Below are 13,879 nucleotides of genomic sequence, written 5' to 3' on the forward strand. Positions count from 1 at the left end.
CCTGGGGGTCACTTTTCACTCGTCGTCGACACCGGGAACGGATCAAGGACAAAGTCATGATCTCCGAGCGGCCCGCCGAGGCCGACGACCGCGCCGTACCCGGCCACTTCGAAGGCGACCTGATGGTCGGCAAGGACAGCGGCTCGGCGGTCGGCACCCTGGTCGAGCGCACCACCCGGTTCACCATGCTCCTGCACCTGCCGGCCGATCACGGTGCCGAAGCCGTCCGCGACGCCATCACCACCAAAATCGCCACGCTGCCGGTACATCTGCGCCGCTCGCTGACCTGGGACCAGGGCATCGAGTTGGCCAGGCACACCGAGATCACCATCGCGGCCGACCTGCCGATCTACTTCTGCGATCCGCACAGCCCCTGGCAGCGCGGCACCAACGAGAACACCAACGGCCTGCTCCGCCAGTACCTGCCCAAGGGCACCGACCTCTCGGTGCACACCATCGCCGACCTCGAGGCCATCGAGACCCGACTCAACGGCCGACCCCGCAAGACCCTCGGCTTCAAGACCCCCGCCGAAGCCTTCGCCCAGCTACTCTCCGAAGATCAACAAGCTGGTGTTGCGACGACCAGTTGAATCCGCCAACCGAGAACGCAGGTAAAGGTTCCTTTGCCTGAGGGCAGGAGGGTGCTTAGCGGGCGCCGGCGAGTTCGGGTTCGCGCCGGGGCGTCGGCACGTCGTCGGACTCGCGGATGCCGTAGCGGGCGTACAACCGGCGCAGGGGCCCCGGTGCCCACCAGTTGGCCCGCCCGAGCAGCCGCATCGTCGCCGGCACCAGCAGGATCCGGACGACGGTCGCGTCGATGACGATCGCGATCAGCATCGCGACGCCGATCATCTTGATGAAGGTGATCCCCGAGAGCGAGAACGCGCCGATCACCACGAGAAGCAGCAGCGCGGCGCTGGTGATGATCCCGCCGGTGCGCTGCAGGCCGGTCGCCACCGCCGTCGTGTTGTCGCCGGTCCTGTCGTACTCCTCCCGGATCCGGGACATGAGGAACACCTCGTAGTCCATCGACAGCCCGAACACGATGGCCAGCACCAGGATCGGCTGGGTCGCCTCCACGAACCCGGTGGGCGTGAAGTCCAGGAACCCGCTCAGGTTGCCGTCCTGGAAGATCCAGACCAGCGCGCCGAACGAGGCCCCCAGCGACAGCACGTTCATCACCACCGCCTTGACCGGCAGCACGAGCGAGCCGAAGGCCAGGAACAGCAGCACGAACGTCGTCGCCACCACGAAGACCGCCATCCACGGCAGCAGCGCGGCGAGGCTGTCGAGCAGGTCCGCCAGCACCGCGGTCTGCCCGCCGATCAGCGCCTCGCCGCCCTCGGGCGCCGGGACGGCACGGACCGCGCCGACCAGTTCCCGCGCCTCGGTGGACAGCGGGTCGCCGGCGTAGGCGAGGTCGACCCGCGCGGTGTCGCCTGCCGCGCCGGCGACCGTCGCGCCGTCCACCCCGGGTACCGCTGCCACGTCGTCGACGTAGGCCTCCAACGCGGCGTCACCGGTAGGGGAGTCGACCGCGTCGGGCAGCGTCACGATCGCGGTGATCGGCCCGCGCTCGCTCGGTGGGAAGTCCGCCCGGATCGTCTCCGCGACCACCCGGCTCTCGGTCCCCTCCGGCAGGGCCCGCTCGTCGATGCCGCCGAACTGCACCCGCAGGAACGGCAGCGCCAGGACGACCAGCACTGTGGTGACGACGACGGTGTAGATCACCGGCCGGCGCATCACACTGTGCGCGATCCGGTACCACGCCCCGTGCTCCCGAGGTGCGTTTATGGCCATAACTGCCGTCGGGGGGCGGTGGAACACGCGTCGCAACCAGGGGCGGACCGACAGCGCGTCGACCTTGGGGCCGAGCATCGCCAGCAGCGCCGGCAGCAGGGTGAGGGCGGCGAGCATCGCGATGAGGACGGCGCTCATCCCGCCGAACCCCATGGAGCGGAGGAAGACCTGCGGGAAGATCAGCAGCCCGGCCAGCGAGATCGCGACCGTGATCCCGGAGACCGCGACGGTCCGGCCCGCCGTCGCCATCGTCCGTGCCAGCGCCGTCTCGGTGTCGGGCTGCCTGGCGATCTCCTCCCGGAACCGGCTGACCATGAACAGGCCGTAGTCGATGGCCAGGCCCAGGCCGGTGATCGTGACGACGTTGACGGCGAAGATCGAGACGTCGGTGACCATCGAGAAGCCGCGCAACGCCGCGAACGAACCGAGGATCGCCACCACGCCGATCGCCAGCGGCAGCCCGGCCGCGGCGAAGCTGCCGAAGATGACGACGAGCAGGACGGCGAGGATCGGCAGCGAGATCATCTCCGCCCGCGCGATGTCGGCGCTGACCCGCTCGTTGATGTCGCGGTTGATCGTCGTCCCGCCGCCGACCTGCGTCTCCAGCCCGGGCGCGTCGAGCTCGGCCTCGATCCGCTCGAGGCCCGCGGTCCGCTGGTCCTCGTCGCCGGCCAGCGTGAGCACGGCGTAGGTGGCGGTCCGGTCCTCGCTGACCAGCTGGGGCGCGCCGGTGCCGAAGAAGGTCACCGACTCCTCGACGACGTCGTCCGGGAGCGCGGCCAGGCTCTGCTCCACGGCGTCGGCGTAGGCACCGTCGTCGACGGTCAGCTGGTCGCTGGAGTACAGGACGACGACGTCGCCACCACCGCGGCCGAGTTCTCGCTCGGCAACCGCGGCGGCCAGCGAGCTCTCGCTGTCGGGGTCCTCGAACCCGCCGCCGGTCATGGCGCCGAAGACGCCGGTGCCCCAGATCCCGGCGAAGGCGACGAAGGCGAGCGCGAGGGCCACCACCCAGCGACGACGGCGGTACATCACCCGGCCGAGGGCCTCGAACATGGCGTCTCCAGTGCTAGCGTCGGGCGAGAGGTGAACAGTGTTAGCGAACGGCGATCACTTTGCTAACGCTGTTCACTGATGTCAAGAGCCATCGCGGGGAGAACATGAGCGAGCTGCCGGGAGAACCGCTGAGTCGCCGCGATCGCGTGCGTGCCGACACCCTGCGTGAGATCAGGCAGACGGCCCGCCGGGTGCTGGTCGACCAGGGCGTCGACGGCCTGGCGCTGCGCGCGGTCGCCCGGGAGATGGGCATGACGGCACCTGCGCTCTACCGGTACTTCGACAGCCGTGAGGACCTCGTCGAACACGTCGTCGCCGATCTCTACGACGAGCTCATCGACGACCTGGCGGCGGTCCGCGACGCGACCGATCCCGCGACGCCTGGGGCCCGGCTGATCTCCGTCTCCCGGGCGTTCCGGGGGTGGGCGACCGCCCACCACGCCGAGTTCGGCCTGCTGTTCGGCAGTGCGGGGGAGCGGGTGCTCGCACCTGATGACCAGCGTGGGCCGGGCGAGCGCCCGCCGCAGGTGGCCGGCCGCCGGTTCGGCGGCGTCTTCGGCGAACTCGTGGCGCAGATCTACCTGGAGCGCGGCTTCCCGGTGCCCGACGAGGCCGACCTCGACCCGGCACTCCAGGAGCAGCTGCGCGCGTGGTGCGCGAAGCTGCCGGTGTCGCTGCCGCTGGGCGTCATGCACGTCTTCCTGTCCTGCTGGATCCGGCTGTACGGGATGGTCTGCATGGAGGTGTTCGGTCACCTGCGGTTCGCCCTCGACGACGCCGGGCCCATGTTCGAGTCGGAACTGCAGGCACTGAGCGCCGTCCTGGGCGTGGCTGACGAGTACCGCCCGCCGGCGGAGCAGCGGCCGTGACGAGGCTCACTGCTAGCAATCTGCTTGCAGGAGTTAGCACTCAAGGTCGGCGGGGCATGGAGAAGACCGTCAGGTCATCCCCGAATCTTTGGAGTTCCCCCGTCATGACCGACAACAACAGCAAGCTCATCAACCAGCTGCGCGCCCTCGTCCTGCTCACGCAGACCGAGGAGCAGGTCGCACGCACCCGCATCTCCCAGGCCCGCACCGACGCGGTCCGTCGTGAGCTGACCGAGAACGCCGACAACGCCGCGGCCCGCACGCTCGAGATCACCGAGCAGCTGCGCGCCATCGGTGGCGTGCCGGACGTCGTCACCCCGGCGGTCGGTCGCCTGTCGGCCTTCTTCAAGGCCACCTTCGAGCAGGCCGCTCCCTTCGAGGAGGCGCTGTTCACCGACCTGCAGCTCGAGCACCAGCTGCTCGACCGCGCCACCTACGTCAAGGTCCTCGCCGACCAGGCCGGCCAGACCAAGGTGCGTCAGCTCGCCGAGAAGCTCATCGACGCCCACAAGGCGACCGTGGAGTGGCTGACCGTCGTCCTCGCCGAGGAGGCCATGGGTGGCCCCGTCGCCCTCGTGCCCACGCCGGTGCAGAAGGTCGCCGGTGGCGTGGCCCGGGCCGTCAACGCCCCGGTCCGCTTCTGGGCCAACACGGTGAACAACGCCGTCGACACGGTGAAGCACGCCGGTGAGGAGACCTCCGACCGGTTCTCCGCCGTCACCGACCGCGCCGCGCAGCTGACCGACGCCGTCCGCGAGACCCTCACCGCCGGCCGCAGCGCCACGCTGCGCCGCGCCGAGCAGGTCGCCAACCGCGAGGGCGACAAGGACGCCGCCAAGGCTGCCCGGTCCGCCCGCGAGGAGCTCGGTGACGTCTCCGCCGACGAGCTGCCGATCAAGAACTACGACAACCTGTCGGTCGGCGACGCCATCAAGGCGATCAAGGGCCTCGACGAGCCGCGCGACCTCCGCGTGATCATCTCCTACGAGGAGGCTCACAAGAGCCGGGCGAACGTGGCCAGCGCCGCGCAGACCCAGCTCGCCTCGCTGGCCAAGGAGGCCGTGGGCGTCGACAGCTGACACCCGCGCACCCGCACCGAAGGGCCCGCCCCCGGATCACTTCGGGGGGCGGGCCCTTCCGCGTGTGCGACCGGGTCCGCTCCGTAGCGCCCCGCCCGGGTACCGCGGGGTATCGAGGGTCACTCGGGGCGGGAGTTTGGCGTGCCGCGGCGGGCGGGGAAGTCTCGGGGCATGAGCATCACCCCCGAGGTCCTCGAAGCGGAGTTCTCGCTGACCACCGCTGCGACCCGCCTGGACTTCCTCAGCCGCCGCGACAGCGGCAACACCGCCCTGAACACCGTGCGGGACCGGGGCGAGGACGACTGGGCGACGTCCCTCAAGGACGTCGACACGTCCCTCGACACCTACGAGGCCCTGGAGCTGCTGGCCCTCGGGGAGGTGGTCGCGCGCAAGGCGCACGACAGCCAGTTGATCGGCATCCGGGCCGCACTGCGGGGCGGCGCCGGGTGGGAGGAGATCGGTGCCGCGCTGGGCACCACACCCGACGCCGCCTACGACGCCTTCCAGGAGAAGATCGCCCGACAGCTGGACGCCGACGCCGCCGAGGCCGCGCGCGAGCTGGCCGGCAGTCGCCCCGGTCGCTGAGTCAGCGAATCTCCACACCTCTCCAGAAAGCGACGCGGCCGGCGATCTCCTGCGCGGCGTCCTTCGGCGTCGGGTAGTACCAGGCGGCGGCCGCATTCACGCGGCCGTCGACCTCGAGGTCGAAGTAGGAGGCGGTGCCCTTCCAGGGGCAGAGGGTCTGCTCGGCGGAGGGGCGCAGGACGTCCTCGCGCACAGCGTCGCGCGGGAAGTAGGCGTTGCCCTCGACGGTCACGATGTCGTCGGACTCCGCGACGACGGTTCCGTTCCAGCTGGCTGTGGTCATGCCCCGATCGTCCTCCGGGGGCGCAACCGGCCGTGGCTCACCAGCGGAGCGGGTACATCTCCCGCGACTGCGCCGTGCGGCAGGCCCGGCAGTGACCCCAGCTCACGATGCTCAGCGGTGACGTCGACGCCCCGCATTCGGGGCACTCGACGGAATCCTGCGCGGCGGCGCGCGCCTCGCTGATCTCCTTGGACCGTTCCTCGTGGATGTTCTGGTCGCCCCGGCAGGGGCAACCCAGATGGGCTTCGGCGCAGCGTCCGGGCCACGTAGCCAGGGGGTGCCTCCCGGGCAGCAGGGATGTTGTCCCTGACGTTACTCAGGTGCGCCAGCCCCGCGCGTCACTCGCACGGGCCCGACGGGGACAGAGGTGTCGACGAATCGGCAGGTCGACACGACGACAGGTCGGTTCAGGAGTGCAGCAGGGCGAACGTGGCGACGGCGTGCACGAGGCTCCTGCCGTCCTGGTCGACGTCGGCCTCGCAGACCGTCAGGTGCTCACCGCGGGTCCTGACCCGTGCGGTGACGCTCAGGTCGCCGGACTTCCCGGGCCGCAGGTAGGTGACGGTCAACTGGCTGGTCGCCGGTACGTCACCGTCGTCGACGGCGGACCGGACGGCCGCGCCCATGGCGGTGTCGACGAGCGTGGCGAGGACGCCGCCGTGCAGCGCGCCCGCCTGGTTGAGGTGCTCCTCCCGGGCGGTGAACGCCAGCCGGGCCGAGCCGTCGTCGGCGACCTCCGCCCGCGCACCGAGCCGCTCCGCGAACCCGCCACTGGTGCCGTCAGCCCCGTCGTCGCTCATGGCGCCGTCCCTACCCGCCGGGCCGGCTCCCACGCTGGAGGCGTGCAACGCGCCGGCGCCTTCCGATCGGCCGTGCGCGCAGTCTTTTGGCAGGCTGGTCACGGTGGCGCACTGGACGGACTGGCTGATCACCGGCACCGGGGCCGCCATCGTTCTGGTGGCGTTGCGGGACATCTTCCACACCATCTGGCACCCGAGCGGCCGCGGTGACCTCAGCCATCTCGTCATGCGGGGACTCTGGCGGGTGGGCCAGCGCCGGCGGGACCGCGGGACCGCAGGTGTGCTGACCGGCCCGATCGCGCTCGCCCTGGTGATCGGGATGTGGCTGGTGCTGCTCATCGGGGGCGGTGCCCTGGTGTACGCGCCGCACATGCCCGAGGCATTCGTGCTCCAGAGCGGCCTGGACGTGAGCGAGCGCAGCACGGTGCTCGATGCGGTCTACCTGTCCATGGTCACGCTCGCCACCCTCGGCTACGGCGACATCGTCCCGGCGGCGGGGTGGCTGCGGGTCGCCGTCCCGATCCAGGGGCTGATCGGCTTCGCGCTGCTCACGGGGTCGGTCACCTGGGTGCTGCAGGTCTACCCGGCCCTGATCCGGCGCCGCGCTCTCGCGGTCCGGCTGGCCCAGCTGCGCACGGTGGCTCCGGCCGACCTGGTGCACGATCCCGACTCGACCCTGGCCGCACCGCTGCTCGAGGGCCTCGCGGGCGCGCTCGTCCAGGCCCGCGTCGACGTCACCCAGTACAGCGAGACCTACTACTTCCGTGACAATGCGCAGGAGGCGGCGCTGCCGGCCATGCTGGCGGTGGCGTCGGACCTGTGCGCGGCCGGTCGAGAGGCGCCGAGGAAGGACGTCCGGCTGGCCGCCGGGCTGCTCGGTACGGCGATCGACGACTTCGCCCATGTGCTCGATCAGCAGTTCCTGCAGGTGGGGGGATCGACCGCCGACATCCTGACGGCCTACGCGAGGGCACACCACTACGGCGGTGAGGGCTGAGTCGCCGCAAGGTCCGGCCGGTTGCGCTCCAGGAAGAAGGCGCCGAGGGCTCCGGCCACCGTGGCGAAGACGGCGACCGAGTAGACGGCGAGGGCGACGTCGAGCAACCGCGCGAACCCGCCGGCGGCCGAGAGCGGCTCCCCGCTGACCGTCGCGAGAGCGGTGTCGTACAGGGCCGGGCCGTAGCTGTCGTAGGCGCCGACGACGTACAGCAGCTGGCTCGCGGCCAGGACCACGACACCGGTGACGGCGACCAGCCAGCCGATGCGGCCGGTGAGCAGGCGGCCGGCGGACCGCGAACCACGGACGGCCGCGGAGAGCACCCCGCCCACGCGCGCTGCCCGCAGTAGCGTGAAAGCCCGGGCGAACCGCAGGAACGGCACCGCGAGGAAGATCAGCTGCCACCAGTTGCGGGCCCAGAACCGTCGCCGGTCCCGGGCCGTGAGCGCCCGGTAGGCGAACTCGGCCACGAAGACCGCCCAGAACAGCCAGCCGAGCACGGTGAGCGTCGTGACCAGCCAGGGCTCGCGGGCCAGCGACTGGCCGAGGACGACGAGCACGAAGACCAGTCCGAGCACGCCCATCGGCTTGTCCAGCCGGTGGGCCAGTCCTTCGGTCTCGGGGGCGTGCTCAGCGGCCTGCTGCGGGCGGTCCATGCCCTGCGCCTACCCAGGCGATCCGCGCGCGAGCACCCCGTGGGACGTCGCTTCCGGAGGGCCGAGAAGAATCTTGGGACGACGTGTCGATCGAGGCCTTGGTCGTTCGACGTGTCGGTAGAACGGGGCCCGCGCCGGTCGCGACGACCGGCCTCCGTTCACCGGACAGGACACGAAGGAGAACCAGCGATGCGCTTCATGGTGATCGTCAAGGCGACCGCGGAGAGCGAGCGGGGCGAGCTCCCGCCGCAGGGCATGCTCGAGGCGATGGGGGCCTACAACGAGGAGCTGGTGAAGGCCGGCATCATGCTCGACGGCGACGGCCTGCGGCCCAGCTCCTTCGGCGCCCGGGTGCAGTTCGACGAGGACGGCAGCACCACCGTCGTCGACGGGCCGTTCACCGAGACCAAGGAGCTGGTCTCCGGGTACTGGGTGTTCGAGGTGTCCTCCCGCGAGGAGGCGATCGAGTGGGCCAGGAAGGCGCCGTTCCGCGGCGGTGTGCTGGAGATCCGCCCCTTCTCCACGGCCGAGGACTTCGGCGAGGCGTTCACCCCCGAGCTGCAGGAGAAGGAGAACGCGCTGCGCCAGGCCGTCGCCCAGCAGCGCGGCGAGTGACTCCGCCGCCGGCCCCGATGACTCCGCCTCCTGCCCGGACGGCGTCGACGACCGCGGACCTGCACCGCGTCGTCGACGCCGTCTGGCGCATGGAGTCCGCCCGCATCGTCGGCGCGCTCTCCCGCGTCACCGGCGACGTCGGACTGGCCGAGGAACTGGCCCAGGACGCGCTCGTCGCCGCCCTCGAGCAGTGGCAGGACACCGGCGTGCCGGCCAAGCCGGGCGCGTGGCTGATGGCCACCGCCAAGCACCGGGCGATCGACACCTTCCGCAGGGCCCGGAACCTGCAGCGCAAGACCGAGGAGCTCGGCCGCGACCTGGTGGACCAGGAGGGCGTCGAGGAGGACTGGGCCGCCGCCCTCGACGAGGTCGTCGAGGACGACGTCCTGCGGCTGGTGTTCATCGCCTGCCACCCGATCCTCTCCCGCGAGGCACGCGTGGCGCTCACGCTGCGGCTGGTCGGCGGCCTCACCACCGACGAGATCGCCCGGGCCTTCCTGGTGCCGGAGAAGACGCTGGCGCAGCGGATCGTCCGTGCCAAGCGCACTCTCACCGCCGCGCACGTGCCGTTCGAGATGCCGGCCGGTGCGGAGTTCACCGCCCGCATCGGTTCGGTGCTCGAGGTGATCTACCTGGTCTTCAACGAGGGGTACTCGGCGACGGCGGGGGAGGACCTGGTCCGCCCGGCGTTGTGCCAGGAGGCGATGCGGCTGGGGCGGATCCTGGCCGGTCTCGTCCCCGGCGAGGGCGAGGTGCACGGGCTGGTGGCGCTGATGGAGATCCAGGCATCGCGGCTGGCCGCGCGCACCGGGCCCGACGGGCAGGCGCTCACTCTCGCCGAGCAGAACCGCGCGGCCTGGGACCGCGTGCTCGTCACCCGCGGCCTGGCCGCGCTGCGACGGGCCGAGGATTCGGGTGCGGCGCTCGGCCCCTACGGGGTGCAGGCCGCGATCGCCGCCTGTCACGCCCGCGCGCGCACCGTCGAGGAGACCGACTGGACGCGGATCGCGGCCCTCTACGAGGCGCTCGCCGAGCTGGCGCCGTCACCGGTCGTGGAACTCAACCGCGCCGTCGCGGTGTCCCGGGCCTACGGCGCCGCCGCCGGCCTCGAGCTCGTCGAGCAGTTGGCCGAGGTCCCGGCCCTGCGCGGCTACCACCTCCTCCCCACGGTCCGCGGCGACCTGCTCGAGCAGCTCGGACGCCGGGACGAGGCGCGCACGGAGTTCGAGCGGGCGGCGTCCATGACCCGCAACGAGCCGGAACGCGCGCTGCTGCTGGCGCGAGCCGCTGCCTGCGGCCGGGAGCTGGGCGCCTGACGTCACGACCGTGCCCGGCTCGCGCGTGCCGTCACCGCCCGCCGGGGGCGGGGTCGACCGAGCCGGAGCGCGCCGCCTCGGCGGTCGTGCGCAGCCGGTCGAGGGTGGTCTGCATCCCCGCGCGGAGGGCTGCACGCCGGTCACGGTCGCCGAAGATCCGCTCGATCACGAACCAGCCGATCCGGCTGATCGGCCGCTCCACCTCGTAGCTCTCGACCACGCGCGTGCCGCCGTCGACCGGTTCGAAGCGGTAGCGCCAGGTGACCGTCCCGGAAAACGGTTCGCTGCGGGTGACGGCGAACGCCCGACCGGGCTCGGCGACCGTCACCACCGGCCGGTTCTTCCAGCTCTTGCCTCGCGCGTTGGTGTTGACCGCCTCGAAGCGCGCGCCCACGGCCGGGCCCGTGGCGCCGTCCAGCCATCGGCAGCGGACGACCTCAGGGCTGAACTCGGGGGTGCGGGTCACGTCCGCGACGAGGTCGTAGACGACCTCGGGCGGTGCGGCGACGACGGTGCTCGCCTCGTCGTGGTCCAGCGTCTGCACAGTTGCTCCTCAGGGTGCGGTGGCGGGGCGGTAGGCGGAGAGGAACTGGTCGATCGCGGCGTCGGTGAGCCGGCTGAAGACGCCGTCCTCGAAGGATGCGCCGGGCTGGTTGGCCAGCTGCTGGGAGATCAGCCCGCTGAGCACGACGGTGTAGAGGCGGACCGCGTCGTCGGAGTCGGCCGCCGGTGCCAGCTGGCCGATTCGCACCGCCTCGGCGAACTCCGTGCGCACGTCCACCATCTCGTCGACCGCCGGGGCGAAGACGGCGGGGGAGGGCTCGAAGCCGGGGACCGGGCGCCAGTGCAGGAGCTGGGCGGACGCGGGGTGCTCGACCGCCCACCGCACCACGGCCCGGGCGCCGGCGCGCAGCCGCGGGAGCCCGCGGTCCACGCCGTCGACCGCCGCGCGCACGGCCGCCTGCTGGGCGCCCAGTCCCCGGGCGAACAGCGCGTCGTACATGGCGTGCCGGCTGGGGAAGTACTTGTACAGCGACGGCCCGCGGATGCCCATGCGCCGGGCCACCTCCGAGACCGTCAGCGCACCGACGCCCTCCTCGGTCATGAGGGCGAGCGCGTGGTCCAGCGCCTCGTCCCGCACGGCCGCGCGGCGGCGCTCGATCCTCGTCGGCGCCAGGCTTGCATCCCTAGCCACGGCTAGAGGGTGTAGCTGAACCGATCGGCCGTCAAGAGGTTCAGTCGGGCCGGGCGTTCTCCTCGAGCTGGTCGAGCAGGCGGCGCAGGTGCGCCACGTCGCTGTCGTCCAGGCCGGCGCGCAGCCGGCCGTCGAACGAGGCCGCGGCCCGACGTAGCCGGAGGAACAGGTGCTCACCCGATTCCGTCACGGTGACGACCTGCACCCGCCGGTTGCCGTCTGCGCGCTCGCGGGTCACCAGGCCGGCGCGCTCCATCGCATCGAGGTGGTGGGTGAGCGTCGGCTGCCGCACGCCGACGGCCGCGGCCAGGTCGGCCTGGGTGCGGTGACTGCCGGCCGCCAGTGCCCGCAGCACCTGCCAGGTGGGGGTGGAGCCGCCGGCGCCGACGAGCACGTCGTCGAACGCTCGGCTCAACTCCTTGGCCACGCGGGCGATGAGCAGGCCGAGAGAGTCCTCCGAAGAAGCCATCGGATCAGCTTAGGCGTCTAACCGTTAGGCGTCTCATCGTCGGTGAGTGGCTCGACGCGGCGGAGGAACGACCGGATCGCCAGGTGGTGCGAGAGGGGTTCCCGGTGCACGTCGCAGGCGGCCCAGGCCTTCTCGCGGTCGGGCGTGTGCACCCGCGGGTTGTTCCAGACCAGCCGCCACCGTGCAGCGGCACGACAGCCCTTCGCCGAGCAGAGCGCATCTCCTTCGTCCTGGCCGTCCACGCCGACAGTGTGGGCGTGGGCTCAGGGCAGGCGCTGCACGAGCGTTCGGGCAACCTCGACGGCGTGCGGATCGGGCGCACCGGCCGCGGCGCGGAGCCAGGCGGTCAGCGGGGCGGCGAGCGCGGGGGAGAGGGCGGCGATCCACGCACCGGTCCACGCCCGCGCCTCCGCTACGTGCTCGGTGCCGCCGTCCGGGGCGTGCGCGACCACCTCCGGCCGGGTGGCCAGCAGTCCGCCCAGCCGCCAGTCACCGGGCGTGGTGCGCGCGGCCAGGTGCTCGAGCCGGTCGGCCGCCGTGCGGAGCAGCGTCGCGTCGTCCACGGTCATGACGCCTCACGCCGCATCGGCACGTGCGGGATGCCGTCCTCGACGTAACCGGGACCGCTGAGCCGGAAGCCGAACTGCTCGTACCAGCCCTGCAGGTGCGCCTGGGCGCCGAGCGTGATCGGTCCCTGGCAGAGGGCGATGCCCTCGTGCATCAGCCGGGCCGCGAGGCCTCTCCCGCGGAACCGGGCCGCGGTCGCGACCCGGCCGATCGCCCGGGTCGCGCCGTCGTCGAGGACCCGGATGGTGGCGGCGACCTCGCCGTCGGACTCCAGCCACAGGTGCACGGTCGCGGGCTCGGTGTCCCGGCCGTCCAGCTCGGGATAGGGGCACTCCTGCTCGACGACGAAGACGTCCACCCGCAGCCGGCAGAGGGCGTAGACCTCGAAGGGGGTCAGCTCGGCGAACCGGGCCCGGCGCAGGGAGGGGGACGTCATGCCCTAGTTGTAGCCGACGTCCCGGAGCGGGGCGCCGGGCGCGTGTCCGGCGACGGGCGCGCCGTGGTTAGGTGTGCCTTGCCTACAGCACGCGGTGGACCCAGGAGGAACAGCACGTGACCATGTCCCGCCGGACGATCGGCAGTCTCCTGACCTCGGCCGGGGTGCTCGGCGCGCTGACGGCGTGCGGCAACTCCGCGGCGTCCGACGAGGGCGAGACGCTCACCGTCTACAGCGCCCAGCACGAGAGCCTGGTCCGCACGATGGTCGAGGGCTTCACCGAGGAGACCGGCATCGAGCTGGAGTTCCGGGATGCCAACGACTCCGAGCTGGCCAACCAGATCGTGCAGGAGGGCGAGGCCTCGCCGGCCGACGTCTTCCTCACCGAGAACAGCCCGGCGATCGACGTCGTCGACAGGGCGGGCCTGCTCGCGCCCGTCGACCCGTCGACGCTGGACCAGGTCGAGGCGCCCTACCGGCCGGAGTCGGGCAACTGGGTGGGCTTCGCCGCCCGGTCGACCGCGCTGATCCACAACCCGGCGGAGATCGCCGAGGAGGAGCTGCCGGCCTCGATGCTCGACCTCGCCGGGCCGGAGTGGGAGGGCCGGGTCGCCATCGCGCCCGGCGGCGCCGACTTCCAGGCGATCGTCAGCGCCGTCCTCGCGCTCGAGGGCGAGGACGCCACCCGCGAGTGGCTGGCCGGCCTGGAGCGCAACGGCGAGATCTACGCCAGCAACACCGCGATCATGAAGGCCGTCGACGAGGGCGAGGTCCCGGTCGGCATCACCTACCACTACTACTGGTTCCGCGACCAGGCCCAGGACGGCCTCATCGGCGACGACGCCGAGCTGCACTACTTCCGCAACCAGGACCCGGGCGCGTTCGTCAGCGTCTCCGGTGCCGGCGTGCTCGCCTCCTCCGACCAGAAGGACGACGCGCAGCGCCTGGTCGAGTGGCTGACCAGCCCCGAGGGGCAGGAGCGGCTGGCCGACAGCAGCGCGCTGGAGTACGCCGTCGGCGTCGGCGTCCCCTCCGCCGAGGCGCTCCCGCCGCTGGCCGAGCTGCAGGCGCCCGCGGTCGACCCCGGCTCGCTCGACGCCCCGCTGGTCACCGAGCTGATGCAGGAGGTCGGGCTGCTCTGACCACACCCACGCTG

Annotated in this window: 17 protein-coding genes and 1 pseudogene; 8 read left to right on the top strand and 10 right to left on the bottom strand. The window is 72.1% G+C overall.

The genetic code is table 11. From position 1 onward, the window contains the following. Positions 1-26: 26 nt before the first annotated feature. Positions 27-590 (top strand): annotated as a pseudogene (locus tag FHU33_RS07895) (IS30 family transposase); the annotation flags it as partial. 55 nt (positions 591-645) lie between these two features. On the opposite strand, the gene FHU33_RS07900 reads toward FHU33_RS07895, so the two are convergent. Beyond that, complete coding sequence (locus FHU33_RS07900) at positions 646-2,856, bottom strand: MMPL family transporter (RefSeq protein WP_142024846.1); 2,211 nt, start codon at positions 2,854-2,856, stop codon at positions 646-648. A gap of 104 nt (positions 2,857-2,960) precedes the next feature. On the opposite strand from FHU33_RS07900, the gene FHU33_RS07905 reads away from it, so the two are divergent. The 3 genes from FHU33_RS07905 (at position 2,961) to FHU33_RS07915 (ending at position 5,389) form a co-directional block, all read left to right on the top strand. After that, positions 2,961-3,725, top strand: coding sequence for a TetR/AcrR family transcriptional regulator (locus tag FHU33_RS07905; protein ID WP_142024847.1), 765 nt, complete (start codon positions 2,961-2,963; stop codon positions 3,723-3,725). Between the two features lie 104 nt (positions 3,726-3,829). Then, positions 3,830-4,804, top strand: coding sequence for a ferritin-like domain-containing protein (locus tag FHU33_RS07910; RefSeq protein ID WP_142024848.1), 975 nt, complete (start codon positions 3,830-3,832; stop codon positions 4,802-4,804). A gap of 171 nt (positions 4,805-4,975) precedes the next feature. Continuing rightward, positions 4,976-5,389, top strand: coding sequence for a hypothetical protein (locus FHU33_RS07915; RefSeq protein WP_142024849.1), 414 nt, complete (start codon positions 4,976-4,978; stop codon positions 5,387-5,389). Position 5,390: 1 nt separating this feature from the next. Here the strand turns inward: FHU33_RS07915 and FHU33_RS07920 are convergent, their stop codons facing one another. Together FHU33_RS07920 and FHU33_RS07925 are read right to left on the bottom strand one after the other, a co-directional pair. Further along, the gene (locus FHU33_RS07920; protein WP_142024850.1) at positions 5,391-5,672 is read right to left on the bottom strand and encodes a DUF427 domain-containing protein; all 282 of its coding nucleotides are present in this window, start codon (positions 5,670-5,672) and stop codon (positions 5,391-5,393) included. Between the two features lie 407 nt (positions 5,673-6,079). Next, complete coding sequence (locus tag FHU33_RS07925; RefSeq protein WP_142024851.1) at positions 6,080-6,472, bottom strand: PaaI family thioesterase; 393 nt, start codon at positions 6,470-6,472, stop codon at positions 6,080-6,082. Between the two features lie 103 nt (positions 6,473-6,575). Here FHU33_RS07925 and FHU33_RS07930 point away from each other — a divergent pair, with 103 nt between their 5' ends. After that, entirely contained in the window at positions 6,576-7,469 is an 894-nt protein-coding gene (locus tag FHU33_RS07930) for a potassium channel family protein (protein ID WP_211355038.1), read from the top strand. Here the strand turns inward: FHU33_RS07930 and FHU33_RS07935 are convergent. After that, on the bottom strand, positions 7,451-8,125 hold the full coding sequence (locus FHU33_RS07935) for a hypothetical protein (RefSeq protein ID WP_142024852.1): 675 nt from the start codon (positions 8,123-8,125) through the stop codon (positions 7,451-7,453). The genes FHU33_RS07930 and FHU33_RS07935 overlap by 19 nt on opposite strands. Before the next feature lie 189 nt (positions 8,126-8,314). Between FHU33_RS07935 and FHU33_RS07940 the strand changes: the two genes are divergently transcribed. Beyond that, entirely contained in the window at positions 8,315-8,740 is a 426-nt protein-coding gene (locus FHU33_RS07940) for a YciI family protein (RefSeq protein WP_142024853.1), read from the top strand. 17 nt (positions 8,741-8,757) lie between these two features. Continuing rightward, positions 8,758-10,056, top strand: coding sequence for an RNA polymerase sigma factor (locus FHU33_RS07945; protein WP_142024854.1), 1,299 nt, complete (start codon positions 8,758-8,760; stop codon positions 10,054-10,056). Positions 10,057-10,087: 31 nt separating this feature from the next. Here the strand turns inward: FHU33_RS07945 and FHU33_RS07950 are convergent, their stop codons facing one another. From FHU33_RS07950 to FHU33_RS07975, 6 genes are read right to left on the bottom strand one after another with little or no spacing between them, the layout of a single operon-like run. Beyond that, positions 10,088-10,600, bottom strand: a complete 513-nt coding sequence (locus FHU33_RS07950; RefSeq protein ID WP_142024855.1) for an SRPBCC family protein — start codon at positions 10,598-10,600, stop codon at positions 10,088-10,090. Positions 10,601-10,609: 9 nt separating this feature from the next. Next, entirely contained in the window at positions 10,610-11,251 is a 642-nt protein-coding gene (locus FHU33_RS07955) for a TetR/AcrR family transcriptional regulator (protein ID WP_211355039.1), read from the bottom strand. A 40-nt stretch (positions 11,252-11,291) separates the two neighbouring features. Next, positions 11,292-11,720: a MarR family winged helix-turn-helix transcriptional regulator gene (locus FHU33_RS07960; protein WP_142024856.1), complete on the bottom strand. Its 429-nt coding sequence runs from the start codon at positions 11,718-11,720 to the stop codon at positions 11,292-11,294. 17 nt (positions 11,721-11,737) lie between these two features. Next, positions 11,738-11,962 carry a hypothetical protein gene (locus tag FHU33_RS07965; RefSeq protein ID WP_142024857.1) on the bottom strand — a complete coding sequence of 75 codons (225 nt, stop codon included), beginning with the start codon at positions 11,960-11,962 and terminating at the stop codon, positions 11,738-11,740. 21 nt (positions 11,963-11,983) lie between these two features. After that, positions 11,984-12,289: a hypothetical protein gene (locus FHU33_RS07970; RefSeq protein WP_142024858.1), complete on the bottom strand. Its 306-nt coding sequence runs from the start codon at positions 12,287-12,289 to the stop codon at positions 11,984-11,986. Further along, complete coding sequence (locus FHU33_RS07975; RefSeq protein ID WP_142024859.1) at positions 12,286-12,723, bottom strand: GNAT family N-acetyltransferase; 438 nt, start codon at positions 12,721-12,723, stop codon at positions 12,286-12,288. The genes FHU33_RS07970 and FHU33_RS07975 overlap by 4 nt, the downstream gene beginning before the upstream one ends. Positions 12,724-12,845: 122 nt before the next feature. On the opposite strand from FHU33_RS07975, the gene FHU33_RS07980 reads away from it, so the two are divergent. Continuing rightward, a complete protein-coding gene (locus FHU33_RS07980; RefSeq protein ID WP_142027029.1) occupies positions 12,846-13,865 on the top strand; it encodes an iron ABC transporter substrate-binding protein in 1,020 nt (339 codons plus the stop codon). The last annotated feature ends 14 nt before the right edge of the window (positions 13,866-13,879 follow it).

This window comes from Blastococcus colisei (genome assembly GCF_006717095.1).
Classification (GTDB): Bacteria; Actinomycetota; Actinomycetes; order Mycobacteriales; family Geodermatophilaceae; genus Blastococcus_B; species Blastococcus_B colisei.